Raw genomic sequence first — 25147 nt, 5'->3', positions numbered from 1 at the left:
CGATTGCCTGGCGCGTACTGCGCCAGCGGCAACAATACGGTGCTAAATTCTTCAATTCTTCCTTTTCTCTAGTTTTCCCATTCCGTAGGAACCGCCATGGAATTCAGCCAGTTCAACGTCAACGCCCTCATGGAGATCACCTCCCGCCCGGACCTCGTGTTCGTGCGCGGTCAGGGCTCGTGGCTGGAGGACCATACCGGCAAGCGATATCTGGACTTTATCCAGGGCTGGGCCGTCAATACCCTGGGTCACTGCGACCCGGCAATGAAAAAGGCGCTGCTGGATCAATCCGACAAGCTGATGAACCCCTCGCCGGCGTTCTACAACCAGCCGTCCATCGATCTGGCGCTGCGCCTGACTGGCGCGTCGTGTTTTGATCGCGTGTTCTTTGCCAACAGTGGCGCAGAGGCCAACGAAGGCGCCATCAAACTGGCGCGCAAGTGGGGCCGCGTGAATCGCAACGGCGCGTACAAGATCATCACGATGAACCATGGCTTTCATGGCCGTACGCTGGCGACGATGTCGGCCTCGGGCAAGCCCGGTTGGGACACGATGTTTGCGCCGCAGGTCGAGGGTTTCCCCAAGGCCGAACTCAACGACCTGGACTCGGTCCGTGCGCTGATCGATGACAAGACCGTGGCCATCATGCTCGAGCCGGTACAAGGCGAGGCAGGTGTCAACCCGGCGACACGCGAATTCATGCAAGGCCTGCGCAAGCTGGCTGACGAGCACAAGCTGCTGTTGATCGTCGACGAAGTGCAAACCGGCATGGGCCGTACGGGCTCGATGTTCGCGTATCAGCAATTCGACGTGGTGCCGGACATCATGACGCTGGCCAAGGGCATTGGCGGCGGCGTGCCGTTGGCCGCGTTGCTGGCTCGTGAAGAGGTCTGCGTGTTCTCGCACGGTGATCAAGGCGGCACCTACAACGGCAATCCTTTGATGGCTGCGGTAGGTGTTGCGGTATTCGATACCTTGGTGTCGCCGGGCTTCATGGAGTCGGTGCAGGCGCGCGCCAAGCAGCTGTCCGAAGGGCTCTTGGCGCTGTCGGCCAAATGGGGCATGAAAGGCGAGCGTGGCATGGGCCTGTTGCGCGCCTTGATGCTCGATCGTGATGACGGGCCTGCGATTGTCGACGCCGCTCGTGTCCTGGAGCCGCAAGGCATGCTGTTGAATGCGCCGCGCGCCAATCTGCTGCGCTTCATGCCGGCGTTGAACGTCAGCGAGCAAGATGTCGCGCAGATGCTGACCCTGCTGGACCAGGTGATTGCTTCGGTACGCAAGAACTAAACCGTACTATCACCAGAATGCAAAAGGGGCGCGTTTGCGCCCCTTTTGCATTGATGCTCCTGAATCGGTAGCGGCATTCAGAACGGCATTGGTTTTATAGCACCGCATCGGACGGGTCCAATTAGCCGTTTTGATCGTTCGTCGAATCCAACGCGGCGGCTTGATCACGTAAAACGAATTTCTGGACTTTGCCGGTTGCGGTTTTTGGCAGCTCGCAAAACACCACCGTGCGTGGCACTTTGAATCGTGCGAGATGTTCGCGGCAATAACGCAGTACATCGTCTTCCGTGCACATGGCTCCCGGTTTGAGCGTGACAAAGGCGCAGGGTGTTTCGCCCCAAGTCGTATCCGGCCTTGCCACTACTGCTGCTTCCAGGATGTCAGGATGCCGGTACAACACGCTCTCGACTTCCACCGTGGATATGTTCTCTCCGCCCGAGATGATGATGTCCTTGGCACGATCCTTGATCTCGATATAGCCGTCGGGGTGCATGACCCCGAGGTCGCCGGAGTGAAACCAACCGCCCGCAAAGGCCTGTGCGGTGGCATCGGGATTGCGCAGATAGCCTTTCATGAGCGTGTTGCCACGCAGCACGATTTCTCCCATGGTCTTGCCATCGGCGGGTACGGGGCGTAGCTCGTCGTCGACGACTTGTACATGTTCGACATTGAGTTTGCGCACGCCGATGCGTGCCTTGAGCGCGGCGCGTTCGGCCAGGGGCAGCTCATCCCATTCATCGTGCCAGGCACAACTGATGGACGGCCCGTAGGTTTCCGTGAGTCCATACAAATGCGTGACGCCGATGCCGAGCTGTTCCATGGATTCGATCACAGCGGCTGGCGGCGCGGCGCCACCGGTCAATACTTGTACGGGATGCGTGGCGCGATACTGGACTTGCTTGGGCGCATTGATCAGCATGCTCAGCACCACGGGAGCCGCGCAAAAGAAGCCGACATGATGACGCCGGATGGCCTCGAAAATCGCAGTGGGCTCGACGCGGCGCAGGCAGACGCTGGTACCCGCCAGCGCCGCGAGCGTCCACGGAAAGCACCATCCGTTGCAGTGGAACATGGGCAACGTCCACAGGTAGACGGCATGAGGTGGCATGCCGCAGGCCAGTACGTTGCCCGTGGCATTGAGATAGGCGCCGCGATGGTGATAGACCACCCCTTTGGGGTTGCCGGTGGTGCCGGACGTATAGTTCAGGCAGATGCTCTGCCATTCGTCGGCAGGCCATTCCCAAGCATGATCCGAGGGCTGTGCCGCCAACCAGGATTCGTACTCCGCGTCGCCCAATGTGCCGTGATCACCTTGGTACTCGCGGTCTTCGATGCGGACGGTGCGCGGTGGGATGGAGAGCCTGGAGAGCACGTCGCTTACGAGTTCTGCATATTCACTGTCGTACAGGAACACGGCGGCGCGGCCGTGTTCCAGAATGAACGCCAAGGTGGCGGCATCCAGCCGGGTATTCAAGGCATTGAGCACCGCACCGGCCATCGGCACGCCAAAATGCGCTTCGTACAGCGCGGGCGTGTTCGGCGCCAGGACGGCGACCACGTCACCGCGGCGAACGCCCCACGCCTGTAGCGCTGCCGCCATCTGTTGGCAGCGTTCTCGTGTGGTTTGCCAATCTTGACGGTAGTCGCCGTGCAGCAGCGCTGGTCTCTGTGGATAGACGTCCGCGGCCCACTGCAGAAAACCCAACGGGGTCAGTGCGACGTGATTGGCGGGATTGGGCGGCAAAGCATCATTCGGATCAGTCATCGCGGTCTCTTTTGATGCAGCGCAGACATTCAATGATGCGTCTCCTGCCATGTCCGCGCGACTCGGGTTTCTAGGACGAAAAACCTGCACGACCTATTTATACCTCGTGAGGTCCACGTAGTAATGGTAACCATGCATCGGGAACCTCCAATTCGAAACGTAATACTGCGCTGGCGAGCGCTTTACCGTAGTTGTCGATCGCCAGGCTGCGCGAGACGCCGCCGCCCAATGCACCCTCCAGCACAAAGTTCAATACGCCCAGGCCATCGACGTCGTAGCGATTGATGGCACCGCGCACCGCTGTATCGTTATAGATCGAGCGCATTGCGTCGACCGTCAGGGTTTGTTTTATCAGTGGATAAAACATGGGCTCGTAGGCGATGACGGCGATATTCGAGGTGTTGCCCTTGTCGCCCGAACGGGTGTGGGCGATACGCCGCAAGTTGACTCTCATGTTGTCTCCTTAGACGAATTCAATCGTGCAGTGAACCGAGTCGCGGGGCACCAGGGTGGACCACAGGCCGATGACTTCGCGTACGCGGTCTTGATGCGGTACGCGTTTGCCTGTCGATGCCAGACCGCACACCGCCATGCCGTCGACCTCGCGGCCGATTTTTTCTGCTTGTGCGCGAGATGCGCAACGCGCGGCGATGCGTACGGCGATTTCCGCCGGAACATGATCCTGAGACGGCGTCGCAGAGGCCGCACCATGCACTGCGTTCAACCCGATGAAATCAATGCGCAGATCGTCGGCTTGCAGATTGGCCATGTGCAAGCGCTCGCGCAAGATCGTATCGGCCAATTGGGCTTTTTCCAGGCATCCGGGACCTGCGAAAAAGAACATGTCCTCGCCGATATAACCTTCGGTGCATCCCACCGAGACCTTGAGGGTCGGGGTGCAGGGGCGTCCCGAAATTCCGCTTACCATGACGCGGTTTTCACCTGTTTGCTCCAATTGTGCGGTCGTGAAGTCCACCACCACATCGGGGGTGATATAGCGCGCCGGATCGTGCACCTCGTAGAACATCTGCTCTTTCACGGTACGCAGATCGATGCAGCCGCCCGTGCCGCTGACTTTTCCGATCTCGGCAGTACCGTCCGCTTCGATGTCTGCATAAGGAAACGCGAGATTCCAGGGCTCGGGCACATTTTTGTAGCCAGGGTCGCCAAAATAGCCGCCGGTGACTTGGGCGCCGCATTCGAGCAAATGGCCGATGCCGCTGCCCTGCCCCAATTTGTCCCAATCGTCATGGCGCCAACCGTAGTGATGCATCATGGGCGCGAGAAATAGCGATGGATCGGCAACCCGGCCGGTGATGACGATGTCGGCTCCTTGATCCAGTGCTTGCACGATGGCCTCGGCGCCTGCATAGGGTTCGGCCGAGATCAAGGTATCGCGCAGCGATGCAATCGGCGCGCCGCTTTCCATGATGGACAGGCCGCTGGCGGCGATGGTGGCACTGAGGTCCGTGGCCGTGATGGCGGCGACTTTGGCGTTTTTCCAGCCGACTTCCGCACACAACTCTGCGACGCGCCGGGCCGCCGCCTGGGGATTGATCCAGCCCTGGTTGGAGATAATGCGTGTACCGTTGGCCATGCAATGCGGCAGTACCGCACGCATGCGATCGTCCAGCCAGGTGTCATAACCGGGAAAGCCCGGGTCGCGGCGTTTGCGGACCTGAGCCGCAGAGACCGTGGCTTCGGCCATGGTTTCAAAGCACAGAAAATCCAACTCGCCGCGTTCGGCATTCCAGCGCGCGGGATCGATGCGATCGCCCCACCAGCCAGCGCCGGAGCCGATACGCAATTTGTTCGGGTTGCGGGTCATTTACCTCTCTCCTGATGAGTATGGCTATATGAGCGTTGTGGCGCGTGCCGCATCATTGCGGTTTGATTCCCGCGTTGCGGATGACTTGTTGCCATTTCTCCGTATCGGCGCGGATGATGTCGCTGAACGCCTGTGGCGTGCTGGCAACCGGGATGGCGCCCAGGGCCTCGATCTGGCGGCGTACGGCGGGTTCGGCCACGGCGTTGGCGACGGCCGAATAAATGCGGCTTACGACGGCATCGGGTGTCCCGGCAGGGGCGAGTAATCCAAACCATGCGTTTACTTCATAGCCGGGGAGCCCGGCCTCGGCAACCGTGGGCACATTGGGTAATAGCGGCACGCGCTCGGGAGTCGTCACTGCCAGGGCCTTTACCGTACCGGCCTGGATCTGCCCCATGGCCGAGGGCAAGTTGTCTATCATCATCTGCACCTGGCCGCCGAGCAGATCAGTCATCGCCGGGGCTGATCCCTTGTATGGCACGTGACGAATATCGACCTTGGCCATGCCGTTGAACAGCTCTCCGGACAGATGAGGCGAACCTCCCAGGCTTGTCGACGCAAAGTTCAATGCGCCTGGCGTGCGTCGTGCTCGTTCGAGCAATTCCGCGACGGTGGAGATGCCCAGCTTGGGACTGACCAACAAGACGTTCGGAGAGTTGGCAACCAATGTGACCGGCGCAAAATCCCGCGCCGAGTCGTAAGGCATCTGCGCATAAATGAATTGATTGGTGACTTGCGTGCCCAGTGTTCCCATTACCAATGTGTAGCCATCGGGCTGCGCACGTGCGACGGCTGCGGCGCCAATGCCGCCGCCTGCACCGGGACGGTTCTCGACAACCATGTTTTGGCCCAGACGATTGCCGGCTTCGCGGGCGACGAGGCGCGCCAGCAGATCGGTAGTGCCGCCCGGCGGAAACGGCACGACCAAGGTGATGGGACGTGTAGGCCAATCCGATGCTGCCTGGGCATGAACTGCCGTTGCAAAAGGTGTTGCCAGTATCAACACCATGGATAAGAGCAAACCGCGCATGGGTGTCTCCTGATAGTTGTGGTGCTTCAGGTTTCAGAGGCGTTTGACAGCTCGACTAACGCATCCAGTGCGATCGCGCCTTGACCTTGCGCGCACACCAGAACAGGGTTGATGTCGATCGAGGCAATTTTTCCGTTGGCAGCCAACGCGCACTGACCGAGCCGCACGGCCTGTTCGGCCAGCGCCGCCATATCCGCAGACGGGTCGCCGCGCACGCCTGCCAGCAGCGTGCCGATGCGCAGGCCCTGCAGTTTGCGGATGACGTCTGCGGTGTTAAAGGGCGGCAGCAGCAGGGCGACGTCCTGCATGGCTTCGACATATTTGCCGCCACTGCCGATCATGATCACGGGGCCAAAGACTGGATCATGCCGCATACCCAGCGCACATTCGTGCAGGCCGTCCTGCATGCGCGCGACGATCCATGTGGCGTCGTGGACGTTCAAGTCTTTCAGCGTTTGCGCTTGCCGACGCAGCGCCTCGCGCAGGTCGTGTTCGCTGTTCAGGCGCAACGTCACGAGGCCGTGTTCGGATTTGTGAGGTAACTGGGCCGAGCAGGCTTTCAATGCGACGGGCGCATTGATCGTGCGCCAGGCTGCCACGGCAGTGTCTGCATCGGTGCAACAGCGGTAGTCGGCCACGGTCAAGTCGTAGTCCGACAACAGTTCGAGGCTTTGAGATTCAGAAAGAAAGCGTGATGGCGATGACAATCCATCGAGCGAACCCGGTATGCCTTGTCTGGCGTCCTGGTGTGGCGCAGTGTCGCGCGTCTGCCATTGATGCAGGCGATACAAACTCGCCATGGCGTTGGCTGCCTGTTGTTCATCGGCGTAGACTGCGACGCCGCGTGCACGAAACGTGGCGGCTACGTTCTCTTGCCAGGCGACGACGGCGACCGGTTTGCCAGAGGCTGCGGCAAACTCTGCCGTGTCCGCCGCAAACGTCTCGACGTCATAGCCGCGCCCCGCGACCGGAATATCGATCAGAAACATATCGGCGGCCGGGTCGTCAGCGATGACGGGCAGGACCTGACCGAACAGACCATTGTTCGATAGCAGTGCCGCCGTGATGTCGATCGGGTTGGTCGTGGTCGCATAGCCCGGCAGGCGATCGGTCAATGCCTGCTGAGTACGATCGGCCAGCGGCGTAATCTGCAGACCGTGTTCGACAGCGGCATCCGATGCCAGCACGCAGCTCGCACCGGAATTGCTGACGGCGACGACTCGCGGGCCTCGAGGTAATGGGCCGCGCAATGACAACTCCGCCCACCGCACCAATTCATGTGGATCTCGGGCACGCAAGATACCGTGATGTTCGAAGTACGCATCCACCACGCGGTCTTCGCTCGCCATGGCGCCGGTATGCGACGCTGCCGCGCGTGCACCAGCCTCGGAACGGCCGGATTTGACGGCGATCAATGGGACGCCACGCTCGCGTGCGAGTGCGGCTGCTCGCGCCAGAACGTCTGCGTCTTGCAGGGATTCGAGATAGAGCAACACCATGCGTACCTGCGGGTCGCACAACACGGCGCAGGCCAGCTCCGATACGGTGACATCGGCTTCATTACCGGTGGCATGCATGTGACGTACACCGATACCGCGTTGGCGCAACAGCCCATATATCATCGCGCTCATTCCGCCGCTTTGGCTGATGACGGCGACCGGTCCATCGGCCGGTTCGACCTCCAGGAACATGGTTGAAAAGCAGGCGATCGCACCATTGCCAAAATTCGCAAGGCCTTGCGAGTTGGGACCGACGATGCGCATGCCCGCCGCGCGTGCGCGTGCGGTCATGGCATCCTGCAAGGCTTTTCCTGCGCTGCCTGTTTCAGAAAAGCCCGCCGAGATCACGATGGCTGTGGATACGCCAAGCTCCGCGCATTTATCCACAGCTTGTACGGCTTGTTCACCGGCTACTGCCACGATGGCCAGGTCGGGCGTCGTGGGCAGTGCATCCAGACTGGGCCAGGCGCGCTCGCCTTGCACCTCGGTGCGTTGCGGGTTGATGGGATATATCGTGCCCGCATAGCCATGCCGGCGCATGTAGAAAATGGGCCGTCCGCCGATTTTGTCGGGGTTGTCCGAGGCGCCCACGATGGCAATGGATGCTGGGTCAAGCAAGGTGTTCAGGTTGTCATGGCGAGAAGTAAAGCCCATGGAGATTCCTATGCCGGTGATGATATTCAGTTGACAGTGGCGCCCGACGTCTTGACGACGTCTGCCCATTTCTTGATTTCGTTGTCGACGAACTGTTGATAATCCGCCGGACTCATCCACTGCGCGTCGAACCCTTGTTGGGCAAATTGCTGCTGTAGCGCCTTGTCTGCCAGAACCTTTTGCAGTGTGGTGCTCAGCTTCTGCACGATCGCATCGGGAGTCCCTGCCGGTGCCATCAGGCCGTTCCACGCCGTCGCCTCGTACCCCGGTAATCCGGATTCTGCGACGGTAGGGATCTCTGGCGCTGCTGGCGATCGCGCCGCACTGGTCACCGCGAATGCTTGCAGCTTGCCGTCGCGCACATAGGGCATCGATGACAGCATGGTGTTGAACATGACATCGGTTTGACCTCCCATCACATCCGTCATGGCGGGCGCGCTGCCTCGGTACGGGACATGCACCATGCGCGTTCCCGCCATGGCGTTGAACAGCTCCGCGGCCAAGTGTGTCGACTGCCCGTTTCCAGACGAGGCAAAGGTCAATTTGCCCGGCGTGGATTTCGCCAGCGCGATCAGCTCACGGACGTTGTGCGCGGGCAGATCGGGGCGCGCCACGATGACCAGCGGACCTTGTGTCAGCAGTGACAGAGGAACGAAGCTCTTGCTGGTGTCATAGCTCAGGGTTTTGAACAGCGACATGTTGATGGCATGAGCCGTCGTGGCCAACAGCAGCGTATAACCATCGGGGGCGCTCCTGGCGACGAGCTCTGCACCGATGTTGCCGCCCGCGCCTGAGCGGTTGTCGATGATCACGGTTTGCTTGAGTTCGTCGCCCAGGCCTTTCGCCACCGACCGGGCCACGATATCGGTGGGCCCTCCTGGTGGATACGGCACGACCAAGGTAATCGGTTTGGCTGGCCAGTCAGTGGAGGCAGCATGGACAGAGATCGTCGCGGTGAATAGCGTCAACGCGGCGAATGCGCCACGCCATAGCGTTTTGATAGGCATGAGTGTCTCCTCCGTCCTCTCGGGACGTGTTGTGGATGCGGTTCATTTGGATGTGATGCCGTGGATACGGCCAGCATCACGGCGGGGAGCGGGCTTCGAACTTCAGTAGCAGGCGGCTGTTGATTTCTACGGCGTGTCCATGCACGTGCTGGCCGACGGTGATGGTGGCGTCTGCATGCCCCATCAGCGTGACATGTTCATGCAGTTTGACGAGCACCAACGTATAGGGTGTCAGCGCTTTCCATTGCGCATCCGGGGCACGATGTACCTCGCTGCGTGCGATGACGACGCCCTCGCCTGTGGCGCGTTGCCACGACAATGTGGTGCCGCCACAGGAGGCGCAGGCGTAGGGCCGCAGCGCCCACCATGTGCCGCAGTGGTCGCAACGTTGGATATCCAGAGGATGCTGTGTACTCACGTTGTGCCCTCCGCTTCCAGTACCAGGCTCACATGTGCAGAGAGCACGCCACCATCGGCATGGACCAGGGCTCGCCGCCGCGGGTCGATCTGGCGTTCGCCAGCGCGGCCGGCCAGTTGAGTCCAAGCCTCGACGATGTGTGCCAAGCCACCCGCCACGCCGGAATGGCCGAACGATAGCAATCCACCGTGCGTATTGAGAGGCAGTGCACCAGACGCTGCAAAATCTCCGCGACGCAGCCGGGTTCCTGCGCCGCCACGCGGCGCGTATCCCAGCTCTTCAAGCAACATGACCAGCGTAATCGTGAAAGAGTCATAGATCGCCAGATAATCGATGTGCCGTGACTCCAGCTTTGCCTCGGCCAGGGCTCTGGCGCAGGCACGCGCGGCACCCGTGTCCAGCACGTCGCGCATCGCTGACAAATGCTGATGACGGTGCGCCTGGCCATCGCCAACGACCTGGACCGGGCCTTCGTCGGCGCTGATCACCAGCGCTGCCGCCCCATCCGATATCGGGCAACAATCCAGCAGATTCAATGGTGTTGCGATCGGCTTGGACGCCAGCACTTGATCGACAGTGATAGGGTCGCGCAGATGGGCATGAGGATGGCCAGCGGCATGTTCGCGCATCAGCACCGCAAATTCCGCCAAGGTCTCGCGATCGAGTCCGGTCTGATGCATATAGGCCGAGGCCAGCAATGCGTAGTAGGCCGGCACGGATGCGCCATTGGGCACCTCGGTATCGGGCTCTCCGACCTGGGCCAAGGTCTGGATGGATGTATCCACGGCCTGGCCGGTCAATCGATTTTCACCAGCAACCACCAGAATGTGCCGGCAGGTGCCTGCGCGCAGGAGCGTACGCGCCAGCATGACCATGGCAGCCCCGGTGGCCCCGCCCATTTGCATGCCGTGCGCATAGTGGGGCTGCAAGCCCAGCTTTTCGCTCAGCAGATCGGCCAGCATCAAATGCGGAAAGGTCGTCGCGTAGCCGCACAATACGCCGTCGATGTCGCTGCGTTGCAGGCCCGATTGTGCCAAGGCCTGATTCGCAGCTTGCGCCATCAAATCCAGCGCACTGCTGCCCTCGTGCCGGCCGTAGCGCGTCGTCGCGGCGGCGTGGATATAGGCGTGGGGATAGCGGATATCACGCATGGGGCCACCACGAGCGTTCGATGTCGCGGGCCTCTTGCGAGAGGGCCTGGGCGAGTTCCGCTTCGCGAGACTCGATGCGTTCATTCAACGCCGCGATGCTGAGCGCGGCGATGGCGCGTCCGCTGGGGCCTCGCACGGCGACACCCAGGCCGCCCATTTTTTCTACCACTACATCCAGCAGCATGGCGTGTCCCAGACCTCGTGCACGTTGTGTTGCCGTGATCAAATCCGATTCCGGAAAACGGGGATACTTGGCGGTCAGGCGTTGCCGCACCATGGGCATGACCGCCTGCGTTTCGATCTCGCCCAGCGTTGACAGCAGCGCCAGACTGCCCGCCCCCACGCCTAGCGGGCGGCGGCTGCCCACCTGCAGATAGTTGGCGCGAATGGGGTAGTCGCCAAAGCACAGATCCACGCAAACCGACTCCCAGCCCATTGGCAACGACAGAATGACGGTGTCGCCAAAACGGCGCGCCAATCGGATCAGGGCTGGCCGTGCGAGGCCGCGCAGATCGAGGCCCTCCACCATTGCATGATGCATGGCATAGACCTGGGGGCCCAACATGTAGTGTTTGTTGACGGGGTCCCGTTCGACGAAGCCTTCCGCTTCCAGGTCCTTCAGGATACGTCGCGCCGTAGAGATATCCAGCGCGGCGCGTTGCGCGATATCGGTCAGCCGTTGGACATTGGGGTCCGACAGGCTGGCCAGTACTCGGCAGGTCTTTTGCGTGGCGGATAAGGCGTTGGCGTCTGGTGTGGACATGAATGTGGGGCAGCCCGATAGGGGAACACCGCCACAAGATAAGAACACCAGCCACGCCGGTAAAGTTGCATCGCAACAAATTTTCGTCCAGCGACAATCGAGGCCGCCCAGCTTCGCGGGCCAGGCCCCTGCCTCATAGAGACAGGGCCTGGCCTGTCAGAGGCGCTACGCGACGATAGCGACCAACTCGGCACCCTCGCCGACCTGGTCTCCGACGGCGTAAAACACCTCTTGCACTTCGCCGTCGCTCGGAGCCGAGATTGTGTGCTCCATCTTCATGGCTTCCATGACCAGCAAGGCTTGGCCTTTCGTCACTTTGTCGCCTGCCTGAACGGCAATCGAAATGATCTTGCCGGGCATGGGGGCTGTCAGCCCGCCTGCATGTTCGCCCTCGCCATCCTGGGCGTGGGCCAATGCATCATGCAGACCCAGTATCTGGGTGCGGCCCTCGCGAAACACATAAGCTTTATCACCGTGCAATACCACCGTGCCTGTGCTTTCGCGTCCGTCGAGTGTCACACGCAGACCGTAGGCCAGATTCGGGTTCGCTCCCGATTGGGCCCGCCAGGAAAAAGCCCACGATGTTTGATCGCTGCGTAATGTCCAGGTCCGTCCATCACGCGCGATCGTGACATCACGCAAGGTTTCATGATCGAGCCATTGCAGCGTTTGCTGATACTGTCCACCCAAACGCCATCCATCGCGCACGTCCCATGGATCTGTGGCTGACGCATGCGCTGAGGGCGTCGTGGCTGCAGAGCCTGGCAACAACGCACCGCCTGCGGGCGCCAAGCCCTGGCGGACCAGCACTGCTGCGGTGGCCAGCGCCACATCGGTGGCATCTGCCGCGGCCGGCGGCGGCAACAGTGTCTCGCGCTGACGCTCGATCAAGCCCGTATCCAGATCCGCCCCGGCAAAGGCCGCATCCTGCATTAGACGCGTCAGAAACGCTACATTGGTCTGCACGCCCACGGCATGCGTATGCGCCAACGCCTGAATCATGCGTGCGCGGGCCTGATCGCGGTCCGCACCGTGCACAATCAGTTTGGCGATCATCGGGTCGTAGTAGGGCGTGATGGTATCGCCCATCCGCACTCCGCCATCCACCCGCACATCGCCGTTGGAAAACGCCACATGAGGCGGCAGTTCCAGATAGGCCAGCGTACCGATCGAAGGCAAAAAGCCTTTATCGGGGTTCTCTGCATAAATGCGCGCTTCGATGGCATGGCCATGAATGTGCAGGTCTTCTTGTTTGGCAGGCAGAGGCTGGCCAGCGGCGACACGCAACTGCCACTCTACGAGATCGTGGCCAGTGATCATTTCCGTGACCGGATGCTCCACTTGCAGACGCGTATTCATTTCCATGAAATAAAAACGTCCGTCTGGCTCGGCGATGAATTCCACCGTCCCCGCACCGACATAGCCGACTGCGCGCGCGGCCGCGACGGCCGCTTCGCCCATGGCCTGCCGGCGCTCTGCCGTCATGCCGGGGGCGGGGGCTTCTTCGATGACTTTTTGATGGCGGCGTTGCACTGAGCAATCGCGTTCGAACAAGTACACGCAGTTGCCATGCGTATCGGCAAAGACCTGGATTTCGATGTGCCGCGGTTTCTGCAGATAGCGTTCAATCAGCACGCGATCATCGCCAAAACTCGATGCCGCTTCGCGCTGGCACGAGGCTAGCGCCTCGATAAAGGCACCGGAGGACTCGACTACGCGCATCCCCTTGCCACCACCGCCCGCGCTGGCTTTGATCAACACGGGATAGCCGATGGCATCGGCTTGTGACTGCAGAAACGCGGGATCCTGGTTATCGCCGTGATAGCCGGGCACCAGCGGCACCCCGGCTTTTTCCATCAAGGCCTTGGCGGCCGATTTGCTGCCCATGGCGGCGATGGCCGATGCAGGCGGCCCGACAAAGGCAATGCCCGCGTCTGTCGCAGCCTGAGCAAACGCCTCGTTCTCCGACAAAAATCCATAGCCCGGATGAATCGCCTGCGCACCCGTATCGCGCGCCGCTTGCAAAATAGCCTCTGCCCGCAAATAACTCGCACGCGGCTCAGCCCCCCCTATATGCACCGCGACATCGCAAGCCGCCACATGTCGCGCACCGGCGTCAGCATCGGAATACACCGCCACCGTCCGTATGCCCAGACGTCGCGCCGTCGCCGCAACACGGCAAGCAATCTCACCACGGTTAGCTATCAGCAGAGTATCGAACATGTTGTCTTCCACACAAAATTTTTTAACGGCGATGCCAATGAAGTGGTAAGAAAAGCCTTTCACAGCGCCGCACAAATGAGATATCACTACAGTCCATCACCGCTCCCCCACAATCGGGAAAGTCACAGATCCGGCTCCGCCGGTCTGTAGACTTTGCCCCCTTGAGGGGGCGCGCGAAGCGCGTAGGGGGTGGGTTCTACTCACATCCGGAATACGCCAAAGCGCGTGTCCTCGATAGGCGCATTCAACGCCGCCGATAACGCCAGGCCCAGCACACGGCGGGTATCGGCCGGCGCAATGATGCCGTCGTCCCACAGACGCGCGGTCGCGTAGTACGGATGCCCTTCGCGCTCGTACTGATCACGAATCGGCGCCTTGAAGGCTTCTTCGTCTTCTGCCGACCACTGCCCGCCTTTGGCCTGAATCCCATCGCGGCGTACCGTAGCCAGCACGCTCGCGGCCTGTTCGCCACCCATGACGGAAATGCGCGCATTGGGCCACATGAACAACATGCGTGGCGAATACGCGCGTCCGCACATGCCATAGTTGCCCGCGCCGAATGAGCCGCCGATCAACACCGTGAATTTAGGCACGTTGGCCGTCGCGACGGCGGTGACCATCTTGGCGCCATGCCGTGCAATCCCTTCGTTCTCGTATTTACGGCCCACCATGAATCCGGTGATGTTCTGCAAAAATACCAAGGGGATTTTGCGTTGCGCGCAGAGTTCAATAAAGTGAGCGCCCTTTTGCGCCGACTCTGAAAACAGGATGCCATTGTTGGCCACAATGCCTACCGGCATGCCATGAATATGCGCAAAGCCCGTCACCAAGGTTGTGCCGAAACGCGCCTTGAATTCGTCAAAATCCGAGCCGTCCACAATGCGTGCGATGATTTCACGCACATCGTAGGGCTTGCGGGTATCGGAGGGGATGATGCCGTTGAGTTCCGCCGGGTCATAGCGCGGCTCGCGTACGGGGGCCAGTGCCAGCGGCGTGGGCTTTTGACGATTGAGCCGCGACACGGCATTGCGCGCGAGCTGCAAGGCATGCAGATCGTTGACGGCCAGGTGATCGACGACGCCGGATAGCCGTGTATGCACGTCACCGCCACCGAGGTCTTCGGCGCTGACTTCTTCGCCTGTTGCTGCCTTGACCAGCGGCGGGCCGCCCAGAAAAATCGTGCCTTGGTTGCGCACGATGATGGATTCATCACTCATTGCAGGCACATAGGCGCCGCCCGCTGTGCAAGAACCCATCACGACAGCAATCTGCGCAATGCCTTGCGATGACATCACCGCCTGGTTGTAGAAAATACGGCCGAAGTGATCGCGATCGGGAAAAACCTCGTCCTGACGCGGTAAATTCGCCCCGCCCGAGTCCACCAGATATACACAAGGCAGACGATTCTGCGCCGCGATTTCTTGTGCACGCAGATGTTTTTTGACGGTCATGGGATAGTACGTCCCACCCTTTACCGTCGCGTCATTGCAGACGATGATGCACTCCGTATCGGCGATGCGGCCGATGCCGGTGATGACTCCCGCGCCAGGCGCCTCACCCTCGTACATGCCGTGCGCCGCCAGCGGCGACAGCTCTAGAAAGGCGCTGCCCGGGTCGATCAAGCGTTCGACACGCTCACGTGGCAGGAGCTTGCCGCGCGCAACGTGTTTGGCGCGCGCGGCTTCGTTGCCGCCCAACGCGGTCTGGGCCAGGTGTCCGGCCAGATCGTCCAGCAACGCCTGCATGGCGCGCGCATTGTCGGCGTAATCTTGTGAGCGTGGGTTGATGCGAGATTCGATAGTGGGCATAGCGGGCCGTTGTCGTGCAAAGTGATCGACAGGCACTGCGGATGCAGGCCATTGTGTTTATCAGAGGCTCTGGAACGTTCGACGTTTTGTACATGGAGCCGTCAACTTGCGTAAAGGTTGATACCTCAACGCTCGGATACCTGATCGAAATGCAGTGGTCTTGCTCAGGATTCGTCTGTCGCGGTGTGTCAGATCACATGAGTGATCCGACACACGCACAGACTCGTTAGATCATTTCAATGGCCATGGCTACGGCTTCGCCGCCGCCAATGCACAGCGTGGCCACGCCGCGCTTGCCGCCAGTTTTGCGCAAGGCGCCGATCAGCGTGGTGACCAGGCGGGCACCCGATGCGCCGATAGGATGGCCCAGCGCCGTTGCGCCACCGTGCACGTTGACTTTGTCGTGAGGCAGTTTGAAGTCGTTCATGGCAGCCATGGTGACGACGGCAAAAGCCTCGTTGATTTCATACAGATCAACGTCTTCGGCTTTCCAACCCGTTTTGGTGAACAGGTTTTTCAGTGCACCGACGGGTGCGGTCGTGAACCAGTTCGGTTCTTGCGAATGCTGGCTGTGCGCCACGATACGGGCCAGCGGTTTTAGGCCGAGCTCTTCGGCGGTCGAGGCGCGCATGAGCACCATGGCGGCGGCGCCATCGGAAATCGACGACGAGTTGGCCGCGGTGACAGTGCCGTCTTTTTTGAAGGCGGGTTTCAGTGTCGGGATTTTCTCCGGCATGGCTTTGGTCGGGGCCTCGTCGGTGTCGATCACCGTATCGCCTTTGCGGCCGGCGACGGTGACGGGGGCGATTTCCCATTTAAAGCTGCCGTCTTCGCTGGCGGCACGCGCGCGGCGCAGCGACTCCAGTGAAAACGCATCCTGCTGTTCGCGCGTGAAGCTGTATTTCGCCGCGCAGTCCTCGGCAAAGACACCCATGGCCTTGCCGCGATCGTAGGCGTCTTCCAGGCCGTCCAAGGCCATGTGGTCATACACCGTGTTGTGGCCGTAGCGATAGCCTTGGCGGCCCTTGAGCAGCAAATACGGGGCATTGCTCATGCTTTCCTGGCCACCTGCGACGACGATTCGCGCCGAGCCGGCGGTGAGCAGATCATGGCCGAACATGGCGGCTTTCAGGCCCGAGCCGCAGACTTTATGGATGGTCGTGCATGCGACACCCAATGGCAGGCCGGCACCCAGCGCTGCCTGGCGCGCGGGAGCTTGGCCCTGGCCAGCTTGCAACACATTGCCCATGATGACTTCATCGACCTGGTCCGGTTTGACACCGGCGCGTTCGACGGCGGCTTTGATGGCGACGGAGCCGAGCTCGTGGGCGGCCAGGCCTGACAGGCTGCCCAGCATGCCGCCCATGGGGGTGCGAGCAACAGAAACGATAACGACGGGATCAGACATGATGGGCGCTCCTGAAAATCAGAGATAAATTAGATTGTTACGACGCGAAAACAGGCGGCGTTGCGCCAACGCGCAGCCGTCTGTCCTTATCGTAAGGGAAAAATTCTTCAATTTGACCTTGCGCAACATGGCTGCGGCAGGCCTGCCACCAGTCGGCTTGTAACAGCTCGGCGTGGTGCCGTAGAAAGGCTTTGCGTATGCGGGTATCCCCCAGCAAAAAGCGGTCGAATTCCTCGGGGAAAACATCATTGGGGCCGATGGCGTACCACGGTTCGCTGGCCATCTCGGCCTCTTCATTCGGCGCGGGCGGAATCCGGCGAAACTGCATCTCGGTCATGCGTTGGATTTCGTCGTAGTCGTAAAACACCACGCGACCTAGGCGAGTGACGCCGAAATTCTTGTACAGCATGTCGCCAGGGAAAATATTCGCGCTGGCCAACTGACGGATCGCGTCCCCATATTCGCGTATCGCATGATCCACCATCGGCTCGCTGGCATGTTGCAAATACAGATTCAGCGGTGTCATACGGCGTTCGATGTACACATGCCGGATGACGATCGAGTCGTGGTTTTCCTCGAGCAGGCTGGGAACACGTTGCCGCAGTTCGTCCAGCAAGGCCGATGAAAAACGCGCGCGCGGCAACGCGACTTGCGAGTATTCCCAGGTATCGGCCATGCGGCCGACACGGTCATGCAGTTTGACCATCTGGTATTTGCGCCGCACGGTGGCGTGATCGATGCCGTCCTTGTCGATGTGATCCTTGATCAGCTTGAACACATACGGATAGGACGGTAACGTGAACACGCACATCACCATGCCTTTGATGCCCGGCGCAATATCAAAGGCATCGCGCGAATGCGCCAGATGATGCAGGAAATCGCGATAGAACAGCGTCTTGCCCTGTTTTTGCAGGCCTATCATGGTGTAGAGCTCGGCCTTGGGTTTGCGCGGCAACAAGGTCGATAGAAAACTCACCACGGCGGCCGGCGTTTCCATGTCCACCAGGAAATAGGCGCGGGTAAAACTGAACAATGTGCTCAGATCGTCTGCACCCAGCAATAACGCATCCAGCTCGATCTGGCCCGCGGCGTTGCGCGTCAGCGCAATGGCAAAAGGCAGCAGGTTGCTCTGATTGATCAGGCGGCCGATGATGTAGGCGCCCTTGTTGCGAAAGAACAGCGTACCGAGTACCTGGATCTGGCAGTCTGGCGCGAGCCGCCGCCCCTGGTGTCGAGGCCATTGCGCACGCAACTGCCGCACGGCGGCACGTGCCAGCAAACGCGTATCGCGCGGCAGGTCTGCATACGGCGCGGCCAAGCCAAAATCAGCCACCATGCGGATCAGGCCGCTGCGCAACCCGTCGGACAAGGGGTAATAAACGCGGTACGACGGAATGCGGCTATCCAGATAGTCCGTCGCAATGGCTGGCCGGACAAACAGGAAATCGTTATGAAAATAGTCGCGATGCAGAATCCGGCACGATACCGAATTGAAAAACGTTTCCGCACATTCGGGTTGACGATGCTCTGACAACAATCCGACGAATTGCTGTTTGACGTCTTGCCAGAACGCCGTTTGCGCAGGTGTCAAGCTCGTTTCGCTATCTGATGCGGCCAAGCCGTGCAAAGTCCGTTGCAGCTGATTGGCGCACTCGCGCACGCGCATGTCGTAGTACTCGATGCGTTCGCGCGAGAGCTGCTGGATACCATGCCAATCGCCCGATTCAAACAAGGCCTTGGCACGTTGTGCGCTGTAGCGAAAGAGCGCGTAATGCCGGTCAAAACCTGCCAGGATCTGGCGGGCGACGTCCAGCGGCAATGGCGCAGGCGCGGCCACTGGCTCGATATGCTGAACGTCGCCGGTGTAGATCATGATGGCAACAGATCAGGCCGTTTCGGCAAACAGTTCACGGCCGATCAGCATGCGGCGGATTTCGCTGGTGCCCGCGCCGATTTCGTACAGCTTGGCATCGCGCCACAGACGGCCCGTAGGATATTCGTTGATGTAGCCATTGCCGCCCAGGATCTGTACGCTCTCGCCGGCCATCCAGGTGGCTTTTTCGGCGGTGTACAGGATGAGGGCCGCGCAGTCTTTGCGGACTTGCCGCACGTGCTCTGCGCCGAGTTGATCCAGGTTCTTGCCGACGGCGTAGCAAAACGCCCGGCTGGCCTGCAACGTGGTGTACAGGTCTGCGACCTTGCCCTGGATCAACTGAAACTCGCCAATGGCCTGGCCGAATTGCTTGCGGTCGTGGATGTACGGCACCACGACGTCCATCACCGCCTGCATGATGCCCAATGGCCCGCCGGACAGCACGGCACGTTCGTAGTCCAGACCGCTCATCAGGACTCGCACGCCCCCATTGACCTGGCCCAGGACGTTTTCCTCGGGGACCTCGCAATCCTGGAACACCAGCTCGCCCGTGTGGCTGCCGCGCATACCCAGTTTGTCCAGCTTTTGCGCGACCGAGAATCCTTTGAAGTTCTTTTCCACCAGAAAGGCCGTAATCCCGCGCTGGTGAGCCTCGGGATCGGTCTTGGCATAGACCACCAGGGTATCGGCGTCCGGACCGTTCGTGATCCACATCTTGGTGCCGTTCAGTACGTAGCGGTCGCCCTTTTTCTCGGCGCGCAGCTTCATGCTGACGACATCCGAGCCCGCGCCCGGTTCGCTCATCGCCAGCGCGCCCACGTGTTCGCCGGAAATGAGCTTGGGCAGGTAGCGGGCTTTCTGTTCTGCCGTGCCATTGCGGTGGATCTGGTTGACGCACAGATTGGAATGCGCGCCATACGACAGGCCGATCGAGGCGCTGGCGCGCGAAATTTCCTCCATGGCCACCATGTGCGCCAGGTAGCCCAGATTGGCACCGCCGTATTCCTCGCTGGCAGTCATGCCTAGCACCCCGAGCTCGCCGAATTTGCGCCACAGGTCCATCGGAAATTGATCGCTGCGATCGACTTCGGCCGCGCGCGGCGCGATTTCGGCCTGTGCAAAAGTCCGCACCGCGTCGCGCAGCATGTCCAGGTCTTCGCCCAGATTGAAGTTCAAGCCGGGAAGGTTCATCGCGATCTCCGTGAGAGTATGTGCTTACATTCGATGATGCTGCATGCATGAGTCCGTTTGCCAGATCCATCATGCTCCACCATGGGTGGCTAAGCAATGTAGAAGGCTTATATTACGTTTACGTAAACGTAAAGTAAAACGCGGGTTTACCCCTAATAAAAACGTGACGGCGGCTTGTCAGACCATGCCAGAATTTGCCTGGAACTTGTCTGACCAATCCATTGCTGGCCCGAGCGGGCCTCTGGAGGGACTGTCGTGATAGAACTCGCCGATCTGGACGAGATGATTGCCTTGCGGCGCGATATCCATGCGCATCCTGAGCTGGCCTACGACGAGCATCGTACGGCCGCCCTCGTGGCCGAGCGCCTGCGATCCTGGGGGATCGAAACCCATACCGGCATCGGGCGCACCGGGGTGGTGGGCGTGCTCAAGGCAGGGAGCGCAGCGCGAGCCATCTTGTTACGGGCGGACATGGATGCATTGCCCATCCAGGAAGCCAACACCTTTGACCATCGCTCGCGCCACGACGGCAAAATGCACGGCTGTGGCCACGATGGCCATACGGCCATGCTGCTGGCTGCGGCCCGCCATTTGAAGCAGGCAGGCGGCTTTGACGGCACCGTTTATGTCTGCTTTCAGCCCGCCGAGGAAAACGGCGGCGCGGGTGCCCGGGCCATGATCGAGGACGGCTTGTTCGAGCGGTTCCCGTGCGAAGCCGTATTCGGCATGCATAACTGGCCCGGGATGCCGGCGGGCAGTTTCGGCGTTTGCAGCGGCCCGATGATGGCGGCGGCGAATGCCTTCAAGATCACGGTGACTGGACGTGGCGGGCATGCCGCGGCCCCGCAGGACTGCGATGACCCTGTACCAGCGCTATTCGCGATCGGCCAGGCGCTGCAAACCATCTTGACGCGTAGCAAACGGCCGCTGGACGCCGCGGTCGTGTCCATCACGCAAGTGCAAGCGGGTGGCGAAGTGACCAACATCATTCCCGGCAGTGCGTGGCTGGGGGGCTCGGTGCGGGCCTACAGCGCGGGTGTCGTGGACTTGATCGAGCGCCGCATGAACGAGCTGGCCGAGCCGATTGCTGCCGCGCATGGCTGCCGGGCCGAGGTGTATTTCGAGCGTCGCTATCCCGCCTTGGTGAACACGGCTGACGAAACGGCGTTTTGCCTGGACGTCATGCGCGACGTAGTGGGTCCAGACCAATCGCGAGTAATCGAGCCCGTGATGGCATCCGAGGACTTTGCCTTCATGCTGCAGGCCAAGCCTGGCTGCTACGTGTTTCTGGGCAATGGGGACGGCGAGCATCGCCTGGCAGGCCACGGGCTGGGCCCGTGCATGCTGCACAACACTAGCTACGACTTTAACGACAATTTGATTCCTGTCGGCGCGTCCTATTGGATTCGTCTGGCGCAGCGTTACCTGGCTTGAGTGTTTTATGCCTCGCGGCCTCGCGAGGCACCTTCTTTTTCATTGGTGTTCATCGATTGCCATCTTGATGGCTTTTCCCCGGCATGAGCAGCGGGGATTCTCGGAGCGTTGAAATGATCAGAATGGCAGCACTTTCGAAGTTCACCCGCACGGTCGCAGTTATAGCCCTGGCGGCAGCGGCCACGGCCGCTCAGGCTCAGCCGGCGTGGCCCGGCAAAACATTGACGCTCGTCGTTCCCTATACCGCTGGCGGCACAAATGACACGCTAGGCCGCACGCTGGGCGACATTCTCCGTCAGGCCTATGGCACGGCGACCATCATCGAAAACAAGCCTGGCGCGGGGGGCAGCGTGGGTACCGAGACCGTCGCGCGAGCCACGCCTGACGGGACCACATTGCTGCTGGCATCGACCAGCCCGCTGACGATTTTTCCGAACCTGGTAAAGACCTCGTATGACCCGATGAAAGATCTCGTTCCGGTTGCCAGTGTGGCGGTCGGGCCGGTCGGCATCCTGGCGACGAAAGCGCTGCCCGTGAGCACGTTTGCCGAGTTGGTGGACTATGCCAAGCAGCACCCCGGCAAAGTCACGTTCGGCATTCCTGGCCTCGGTTCCGTCGCACATATTGGCATGGCAGCACTGAACAAGCAGGTGGGCATCGAGATGCTGCAGGTTCCGTATCGCGGCGGCAGCCAGGCTGTCTCGGATGGTCTAGGCGGCCAAGTCGATCTGTTGGTCGTCAACACGGACATCGTGCTGCCTCACGTCGCCGCTGGCACGCTCAAGCCCCTCGCGGTGATGGCGCCGCAACGGCTTGCACCGTGGCCCGATGTGCCGACCATGGCAGAGCTGAAGTTGCCGAACATCCGCTATTTCTCGAACTTTTCGCTGTTCGCGCCTGCCGGCGTGCCACCCGAAGTAATGAAAACAATGCGCGATGAAATAGCAAAGGCGCTCGCGAACCCGCAGTATCAACAGATGCTGGAGAAAAACTCCATGCAACCTGGAACGGGCATCGGCGACGATTTTGCGAAACAGGTTCGCACGGACTACGAGAACAATCAGCGCATCATTCGTGAAAGCAAGATTCAAGTGCAGTAGTTCTGTGTGACGAAAACAAGGGATTTCCTTTGGAGCATCTGATGACGCGTACGCTGGTCTTTTTGTTTGTACTGTTGACGACGGCCTTGAGTCCCGCACTATCCAATGCGGAATCCAACCCCGCGCTGGCGGGCCAGAGTGTGACCAAGGATATTGAGGGCGGCCGGCACACCAAGGAATACGCGCGCAATGGGACATTGATCTACGAGGTCATCGAGCGCGAGGTTTTGCAGGGAGGGACCAAGACGATTCAAGCCACTGAGCGCGAGTGGCTGGACAACGCAACCCCGGTACGTGAACAAGAATTTCTGGGTGGCAGAGAAATGAAGGCCACGTTCTGGTACATGAATGGCAAGGTCAAAGAAGCCCGTGTGGATCAATCGATTCATGATCCCAAGGGGGTGCCGGGCACTTACGTAGAGCGGTTTTCCGATCTCGGCGTCTTGCAATCGGCCGGCGTGTTTCAGGGGCAATTCCGTCACGTCGGCGTGCATCGCTACTATGACGAGGTTGGTAAATTAACCAGCGAAATCACCTACGGACGTGATGGTGCGAAGCTTTCCAGCAAGACATTCGATGCGAGTGGGGCACCCAAAGGCACTGCGCAGTATTACCCCGATGGATCGCGCAAGGCTCCGTAGCCGTACAGGATCGCTGTCGCGGTACGGGATGTCGCTGTGCGGCGCGGATTTTCTGCAGCAACAAAGCACAGCCGTCGAGACACAACGCCAACGCGTCGAACAGGATACGTCGTGACGCCCGCTATTCCGCGCGTGGGCCGATCACGATGAGGGCCATACCAGCCAGGCAGAGCCCGACACCGGCCCAGTCGGTCAGCGCGGGACGCACGCCGTCTACGGCCCATAGCCATATCAATGCCATGGTGACGTATACGCCGCCATAGGCCGCATACACCCGCCCCGACGCTGCGGGGTGCAACGTCAACAGCCAGACAAATAACGCGAGACTCAACGCCGCCGGCAACAATAGCCACGCGGAATGGCCCTGCTTTAACCAGAGATAGGGCAAATAGCAGCCGAGGATTTCGGCGAGCGCCGTCAAAACGTACAGGCCTAGTGTGGGCAGCAATGTCATCGTTTGTTCCGAGACGTCACGGCATTGATGCGGGAGGACAGTGGCACGGTCAAGGCTTTTGTGCCAGCAACATCTGACACTGCTGTTCCTGTTCCGCGATTTCAGAGAGCGTGTCTTCGATATCGCGGCGTTGTTGTTCCAGGGCCGCGCGATGCTTGGCCAGCACATCCAGATACTGCCGTAATTGCATCGCGTTGTCGCTCGGGCTGTCGTACATGTCGATCAACGCGCGGATTTCCGACAATTGCAGCCCGAGCCGTTTGCCGCGTAACGCGAGCTTCAGGCGAGTACGGTCGCGCGGGCTGTACACACGGTTGCGCCCATCGCGCGCAGGGCTGACGATGCCCTGGTCTTCGTAGAAGCGGATGGTGCGCGGTGTGATGTCGAACTCGCGCGAGAGCTCGGAAATCGTCCAGGTGGATGGCATGCGATGTTTGGCAGTTTACGTAAACGTAAATTATGATGGTCTGGAACAATCGTCAAGCTTATTTCTGACTGCCGACGCAGTCCGGCGGTTTAACCGAGAGCGAACAGATGAACCCGAACGAGCATCAACTGCAGTATCCCTGGGGAGATACACAGCCCGAGCCAGGCGTTGCGCTAGAGGTCGCGCCAGGCGTGAAGTGGATCCGCATGCCGCTGCCTTTTGCGCTGGATCACATCAATCTATGGTTGCTGCGCGACGAGATCGACGGACGCCAGGGCTGGACCATCGTCGACTGTGGTATCAGCCGTGACGAGGTGCGCACGCTGTGGGAACAGGTCTTTGCCCAGGAGCTGGACGGGCTGCCGGTGTTGCGCGTGCTCGTCACCCATATGCACCCCGATCACGTCGGGCTGGCCAATTGGTTGTGCGAGCGGTGGAATGCGCCGTTGTGGATGAGCATGACCGACTACATGGTGGCCGTGCTGTGGTCATCGCGTTCGACCGGCTCGGGCCCCAATGGCGAGGCGGCCGTGGCGCATTTCGCTCGCCATGGGATGACGGACCCTGATGCCCAGGAACAGATTCGCCGCCGCGCGGGCTATTACCCGGATCTGGTGCCGGCCATGCCGACGCGTTACACCCGCATGCTGCACGGCGATCAAGTCGCCATCGGCGGCCACGATTGGCGTGTCATCGTGGGCTATGGGCACGCGCCTGAGCATGTCTCGCTTTACAGCCCTGACTTGAACGTCGTGATCTCTGGCGATATGGTGCTGCCGCGCATTTCCACGAACGTCAGCGTATTCGATTACGAGCCGGACTCGGATCCTCTGCGCTTGTATCTGAATTCGCTGGATGGCTATGGCGATCTGCCGGCCGATGCCCTGGTATTGCCGTCGCATGGGCGCCCATTCAAGGGTCTGCACGAGCGTATCGCGCAGCAGCATCAGCACCACGCGGATCGGCTGGCAGAGGTGCTGCAGGCTTGCGTCGCGCCGCAATCCACTATGGATATCGTGCCTGTGCTGTTCAAGCGCAAGCTCGATCTGCATCAGCTGACTTTTGCCATGGGCGAGGCGCTCGCGCACCTGCATACTCTGTTTTTCGAGGGCAGGCTGACTCGCAAGACCGATGAAGACGGGATTGTGAGATTCACCGCACGCTGAACGCGAGCGCCAACCGA

General features: G+C 60.5%; 21 protein-coding genes. 5 read left to right on the top strand and 16 right to left on the bottom strand.

From position 1 onward, the window contains the following. Positions 1 to 96: 96 nt before the first annotated feature. Positions 97 to 1290: an acetylornithine transaminase gene (locus ACNA0I_RS04300; protein ID WP_415804800.1), complete on the top strand. Its 1194-nt coding sequence runs from the start codon at positions 97 to 99 to the stop codon at positions 1288 to 1290. A 121-nt stretch (positions 1291 to 1411) separates the two neighbouring features. Here the strand turns inward: ACNA0I_RS04300 and ACNA0I_RS04295 are convergent, their stop codons facing one another. The 14 genes from ACNA0I_RS04295 to ACNA0I_RS04230 form a co-directional block, all read right to left on the bottom strand. Continuing rightward, on the bottom strand, positions 1412 to 3055 hold the full coding sequence (locus ACNA0I_RS04295; RefSeq protein ID WP_415804799.1) for an acyl-CoA synthetase: 1644 nt from the start codon (positions 3053 to 3055) through the stop codon (positions 1412 to 1414). A gap of 97 nt (positions 3056 to 3152) precedes the next feature. After that, a complete protein-coding gene (locus ACNA0I_RS04290) occupies positions 3153 to 3509 on the bottom strand; it encodes an AtuA-related protein (RefSeq protein WP_415804798.1) in 357 nt (118 codons plus the stop codon). A gap of 9 nt (positions 3510 to 3518) precedes the next feature. Next, entirely contained in the window at positions 3519 to 4883 is a 1365-nt protein-coding gene (locus ACNA0I_RS04285) for an acyclic terpene utilization AtuA family protein (RefSeq protein WP_415804797.1), read from the bottom strand. A gap of 52 nt (positions 4884 to 4935) precedes the next feature. After that, complete coding sequence (locus tag ACNA0I_RS04280; RefSeq protein WP_415804796.1) at positions 4936 to 5913, bottom strand: Bug family tripartite tricarboxylate transporter substrate binding protein; 978 nt, start codon at positions 5911 to 5913, stop codon at positions 4936 to 4938. 26 nt (positions 5914 to 5939) lie between these two features. Further along, positions 5940 to 8066 carry an acetate--CoA ligase family protein gene (locus ACNA0I_RS04275; protein WP_415804795.1) on the bottom strand — a complete coding sequence of 709 codons (2127 nt, stop codon included), beginning with the start codon at positions 8064 to 8066 and terminating at the stop codon, positions 5940 to 5942. A 26-nt stretch (positions 8067 to 8092) separates the two neighbouring features. Further along, on the bottom strand, positions 8093 to 9073 hold the full coding sequence (locus ACNA0I_RS04270; protein WP_415804794.1) for a tripartite tricarboxylate transporter substrate binding protein: 981 nt from the start codon (positions 9071 to 9073) through the stop codon (positions 8093 to 8095). 76 nt (positions 9074 to 9149) lie between these two features. Next, positions 9150 to 9491: a Zn-ribbon domain-containing OB-fold protein gene (locus ACNA0I_RS04265; protein ID WP_415804793.1), complete on the bottom strand. Its 342-nt coding sequence runs from the start codon at positions 9489 to 9491 to the stop codon at positions 9150 to 9152. After that, a complete protein-coding gene (locus ACNA0I_RS04260; protein ID WP_415804792.1) occupies positions 9488 to 10642 on the bottom strand; it encodes a thiolase family protein in 1155 nt (384 codons plus the stop codon). The genes ACNA0I_RS04265 and ACNA0I_RS04260 overlap by 4 nt, the downstream gene beginning before the upstream one ends. Continuing rightward, on the bottom strand, positions 10635 to 11405 hold the full coding sequence (locus tag ACNA0I_RS04255; protein WP_415804791.1) for an IclR family transcriptional regulator: 771 nt from the start codon (positions 11403 to 11405) through the stop codon (positions 10635 to 10637). The genes ACNA0I_RS04260 and ACNA0I_RS04255 overlap by 8 nt, the downstream gene beginning before the upstream one ends. A 165-nt stretch (positions 11406 to 11570) precedes the next feature. Then, positions 11571 to 13628 (bottom strand): acetyl/propionyl/methylcrotonyl-CoA carboxylase subunit alpha, encoded by a 2058-nt coding sequence (locus ACNA0I_RS04250; RefSeq protein ID WP_415804790.1) that lies wholly within the window; start codon positions 13626 to 13628, stop codon positions 11571 to 11573. Between the two features lie 200 nt (positions 13629 to 13828). Next, entirely contained in the window at positions 13829 to 15436 is a 1608-nt protein-coding gene (locus tag ACNA0I_RS04245; protein ID WP_415804789.1) for a carboxyl transferase domain-containing protein, read from the bottom strand. Positions 15437 to 15662: 226 nt separating this feature from the next. Continuing rightward, positions 15663 to 16844, bottom strand: coding sequence for an acetyl-CoA C-acetyltransferase (locus ACNA0I_RS04240; protein WP_415804788.1), 1182 nt, complete (start codon positions 16842 to 16844; stop codon positions 15663 to 15665). A gap of 37 nt (positions 16845 to 16881) precedes the next feature. Then, complete coding sequence (aceK, locus tag ACNA0I_RS04235) at positions 16882 to 18717, bottom strand: bifunctional isocitrate dehydrogenase kinase/phosphatase (RefSeq protein ID WP_415804787.1); 1836 nt, start codon at positions 18715 to 18717, stop codon at positions 16882 to 16884. 12 nt (positions 18718 to 18729) lie between these two features. Continuing rightward, positions 18730 to 19908 carry an isovaleryl-CoA dehydrogenase gene (locus ACNA0I_RS04230; RefSeq protein WP_415804786.1) on the bottom strand — a complete coding sequence of 393 codons (1179 nt, stop codon included), beginning with the start codon at positions 19906 to 19908 and terminating at the stop codon, positions 18730 to 18732. 255 nt (positions 19909 to 20163) lie between these two features. On the opposite strand from ACNA0I_RS04230, the gene ACNA0I_RS04225 reads away from it, so the two are divergent. The 3 genes from ACNA0I_RS04225 to ACNA0I_RS04215 all read left to right on the top strand — a co-directional run bounded on the left by ACNA0I_RS04225 (position 20164) and on the right by ACNA0I_RS04215 (position 23083). After that, positions 20164 to 21342: a M20 aminoacylase family protein gene (locus ACNA0I_RS04225; RefSeq protein WP_415804785.1), complete on the top strand. Its 1179-nt coding sequence runs from the start codon at positions 20164 to 20166 to the stop codon at positions 21340 to 21342. A gap of 122 nt (positions 21343 to 21464) precedes the next feature. Then, positions 21465 to 22442 (top strand): Bug family tripartite tricarboxylate transporter substrate binding protein, encoded by a 978-nt coding sequence (locus ACNA0I_RS04220; protein ID WP_415804784.1) that lies wholly within the window; start codon positions 21465 to 21467, stop codon positions 22440 to 22442. A gap of 41 nt (positions 22443 to 22483) precedes the next feature. Next, a complete protein-coding gene (locus tag ACNA0I_RS04215) occupies positions 22484 to 23083 on the top strand; it encodes a toxin-antitoxin system YwqK family antitoxin (RefSeq protein ID WP_415804783.1) in 600 nt (199 codons plus the stop codon). A gap of 121 nt (positions 23084 to 23204) precedes the next feature. Here the strand turns inward: ACNA0I_RS04215 and ACNA0I_RS04210 are convergent, their stop codons facing one another. Then, positions 23205 to 23537 (bottom strand): YnfA family protein, encoded by a 333-nt coding sequence (locus ACNA0I_RS04210; RefSeq protein WP_415804782.1) that lies wholly within the window; start codon positions 23535 to 23537, stop codon positions 23205 to 23207. Positions 23538 to 23586: 49 nt separating this feature from the next. Next, positions 23587 to 23964 carry a MerR family transcriptional regulator gene (locus tag ACNA0I_RS04205; RefSeq protein WP_415804781.1) on the bottom strand — a complete coding sequence of 126 codons (378 nt, stop codon included), beginning with the start codon at positions 23962 to 23964 and terminating at the stop codon, positions 23587 to 23589. Between the two features lie 107 nt (positions 23965 to 24071). Between ACNA0I_RS04205 and ACNA0I_RS04200 the strand changes: the two genes are divergently transcribed. Beyond that, entirely contained in the window at positions 24072 to 25130 is a 1059-nt protein-coding gene (locus tag ACNA0I_RS04200) for an MBL fold metallo-hydrolase (RefSeq protein WP_415804780.1), read from the top strand. Positions 25131 to 25147 lie beyond the last annotated feature (17 nt).

The sequence above is a fragment of the Bordetella muralis genome (assembly GCF_965139205.1).
In the GTDB taxonomy this organism is placed as follows: Bacteria; Pseudomonadota; Gammaproteobacteria; order Burkholderiales; family Burkholderiaceae_B; genus Bordetella_A; species Bordetella_A muralis.
The sequence above is the reverse complement of the archived record's forward strand: the minus strand, read 5'-3'. Positions and strand labels throughout refer to the sequence as shown.

What these genes read in the sequence shown, in the direction of transcription:
- ACNA0I_RS04300 (WP_415804800.1), top strand. Translation starts at nt 97, where the DNA reads ATGGAATTCAGCCAGTTCAACGTCAACGCCCTCATGGAGATCACCTCC.
- ACNA0I_RS04295 (WP_415804799.1), bottom strand. Translation starts at nt 3,055, where the DNA reads ATGACTGATCCGAATGATGCTTTGCCGCCCAATCCCGCCAATCACGTC.
- ACNA0I_RS04290 (WP_415804798.1), bottom strand. Translation starts at nt 3,509, where the DNA reads ATGAGAGTCAACTTGCGGCGTATCGCCCACACCCGTTCGGGCGACAAG.
- ACNA0I_RS04285 (WP_415804797.1), bottom strand. Translation starts at nt 4,883, where the DNA reads ATGACCCGCAACCCGAACAAATTGCGTATCGGCTCCGGCGCTGGCTGG.
- ACNA0I_RS04280 (WP_415804796.1), bottom strand. Translation starts at nt 5,913, where the DNA reads ATGCGCGGTTTGCTCTTATCCATGGTGTTGATACTGGCAACACCTTTT.
- ACNA0I_RS04275 (WP_415804795.1), bottom strand. Translation starts at nt 8,066, where the DNA reads ATGGGCTTTACTTCTCGCCATGACAACCTGAACACCTTGCTTGACCCA.
- ACNA0I_RS04270 (WP_415804794.1), bottom strand. Translation starts at nt 9,073, where the DNA reads ATGCCTATCAAAACGCTATGGCGTGGCGCATTCGCCGCGTTGACGCTA.
- ACNA0I_RS04260 (WP_415804792.1), bottom strand. Translation starts at nt 10,642, where the DNA reads ATGCGTGATATCCGCTATCCCCACGCCTATATCCACGCCGCCGCGACG.
- ACNA0I_RS04255 (WP_415804791.1), bottom strand. Translation starts at nt 11,405, where the DNA reads ATGTCCACACCAGACGCCAACGCCTTATCCGCCACGCAAAAGACCTGC.
- ACNA0I_RS04250 (WP_415804790.1), bottom strand. Translation starts at nt 13,628, where the DNA reads ATGTTCGATACTCTGCTGATAGCTAACCGTGGTGAGATTGCTTGCCGT.
- ACNA0I_RS04245 (WP_415804789.1), bottom strand. Translation starts at nt 15,436, where the DNA reads ATGCCCACTATCGAATCTCGCATCAACCCACGCTCACAAGATTACGCC.
- ACNA0I_RS04240 (WP_415804788.1), bottom strand. Translation starts at nt 16,844, where the DNA reads ATGTCTGATCCCGTCGTTATCGTTTCTGTTGCTCGCACCCCCATGGGC.
- aceK (WP_415804787.1), bottom strand. Translation starts at nt 18,717, where the DNA reads ATGATCTACACCGGCGACGTTCAGCATATCGAGCCAGTGGCCGCGCCT.
- ACNA0I_RS04230 (WP_415804786.1), bottom strand. Translation starts at nt 19,908, where the DNA reads ATGAACCTTCCCGGCTTGAACTTCAATCTGGGCGAAGACCTGGACATG.
- ACNA0I_RS04220 (WP_415804784.1), top strand. Translation starts at nt 21,465, where the DNA reads ATGGCAGCACTTTCGAAGTTCACCCGCACGGTCGCAGTTATAGCCCTG.
- ACNA0I_RS04215 (WP_415804783.1), top strand. Translation starts at nt 22,484, where the DNA reads ATGACGCGTACGCTGGTCTTTTTGTTTGTACTGTTGACGACGGCCTTG.
- ACNA0I_RS04210 (WP_415804782.1), bottom strand. Translation starts at nt 23,537, where the DNA reads ATGACATTGCTGCCCACACTAGGCCTGTACGTTTTGACGGCGCTCGCC.
- ACNA0I_RS04205 (WP_415804781.1), bottom strand. Translation starts at nt 23,964, where the DNA reads ATGCCATCCACCTGGACGATTTCCGAGCTCTCGCGCGAGTTCGACATC.
- ACNA0I_RS04200 (WP_415804780.1), top strand. Translation starts at nt 24,072, where the DNA reads ATGAACCCGAACGAGCATCAACTGCAGTATCCCTGGGGAGATACACAG.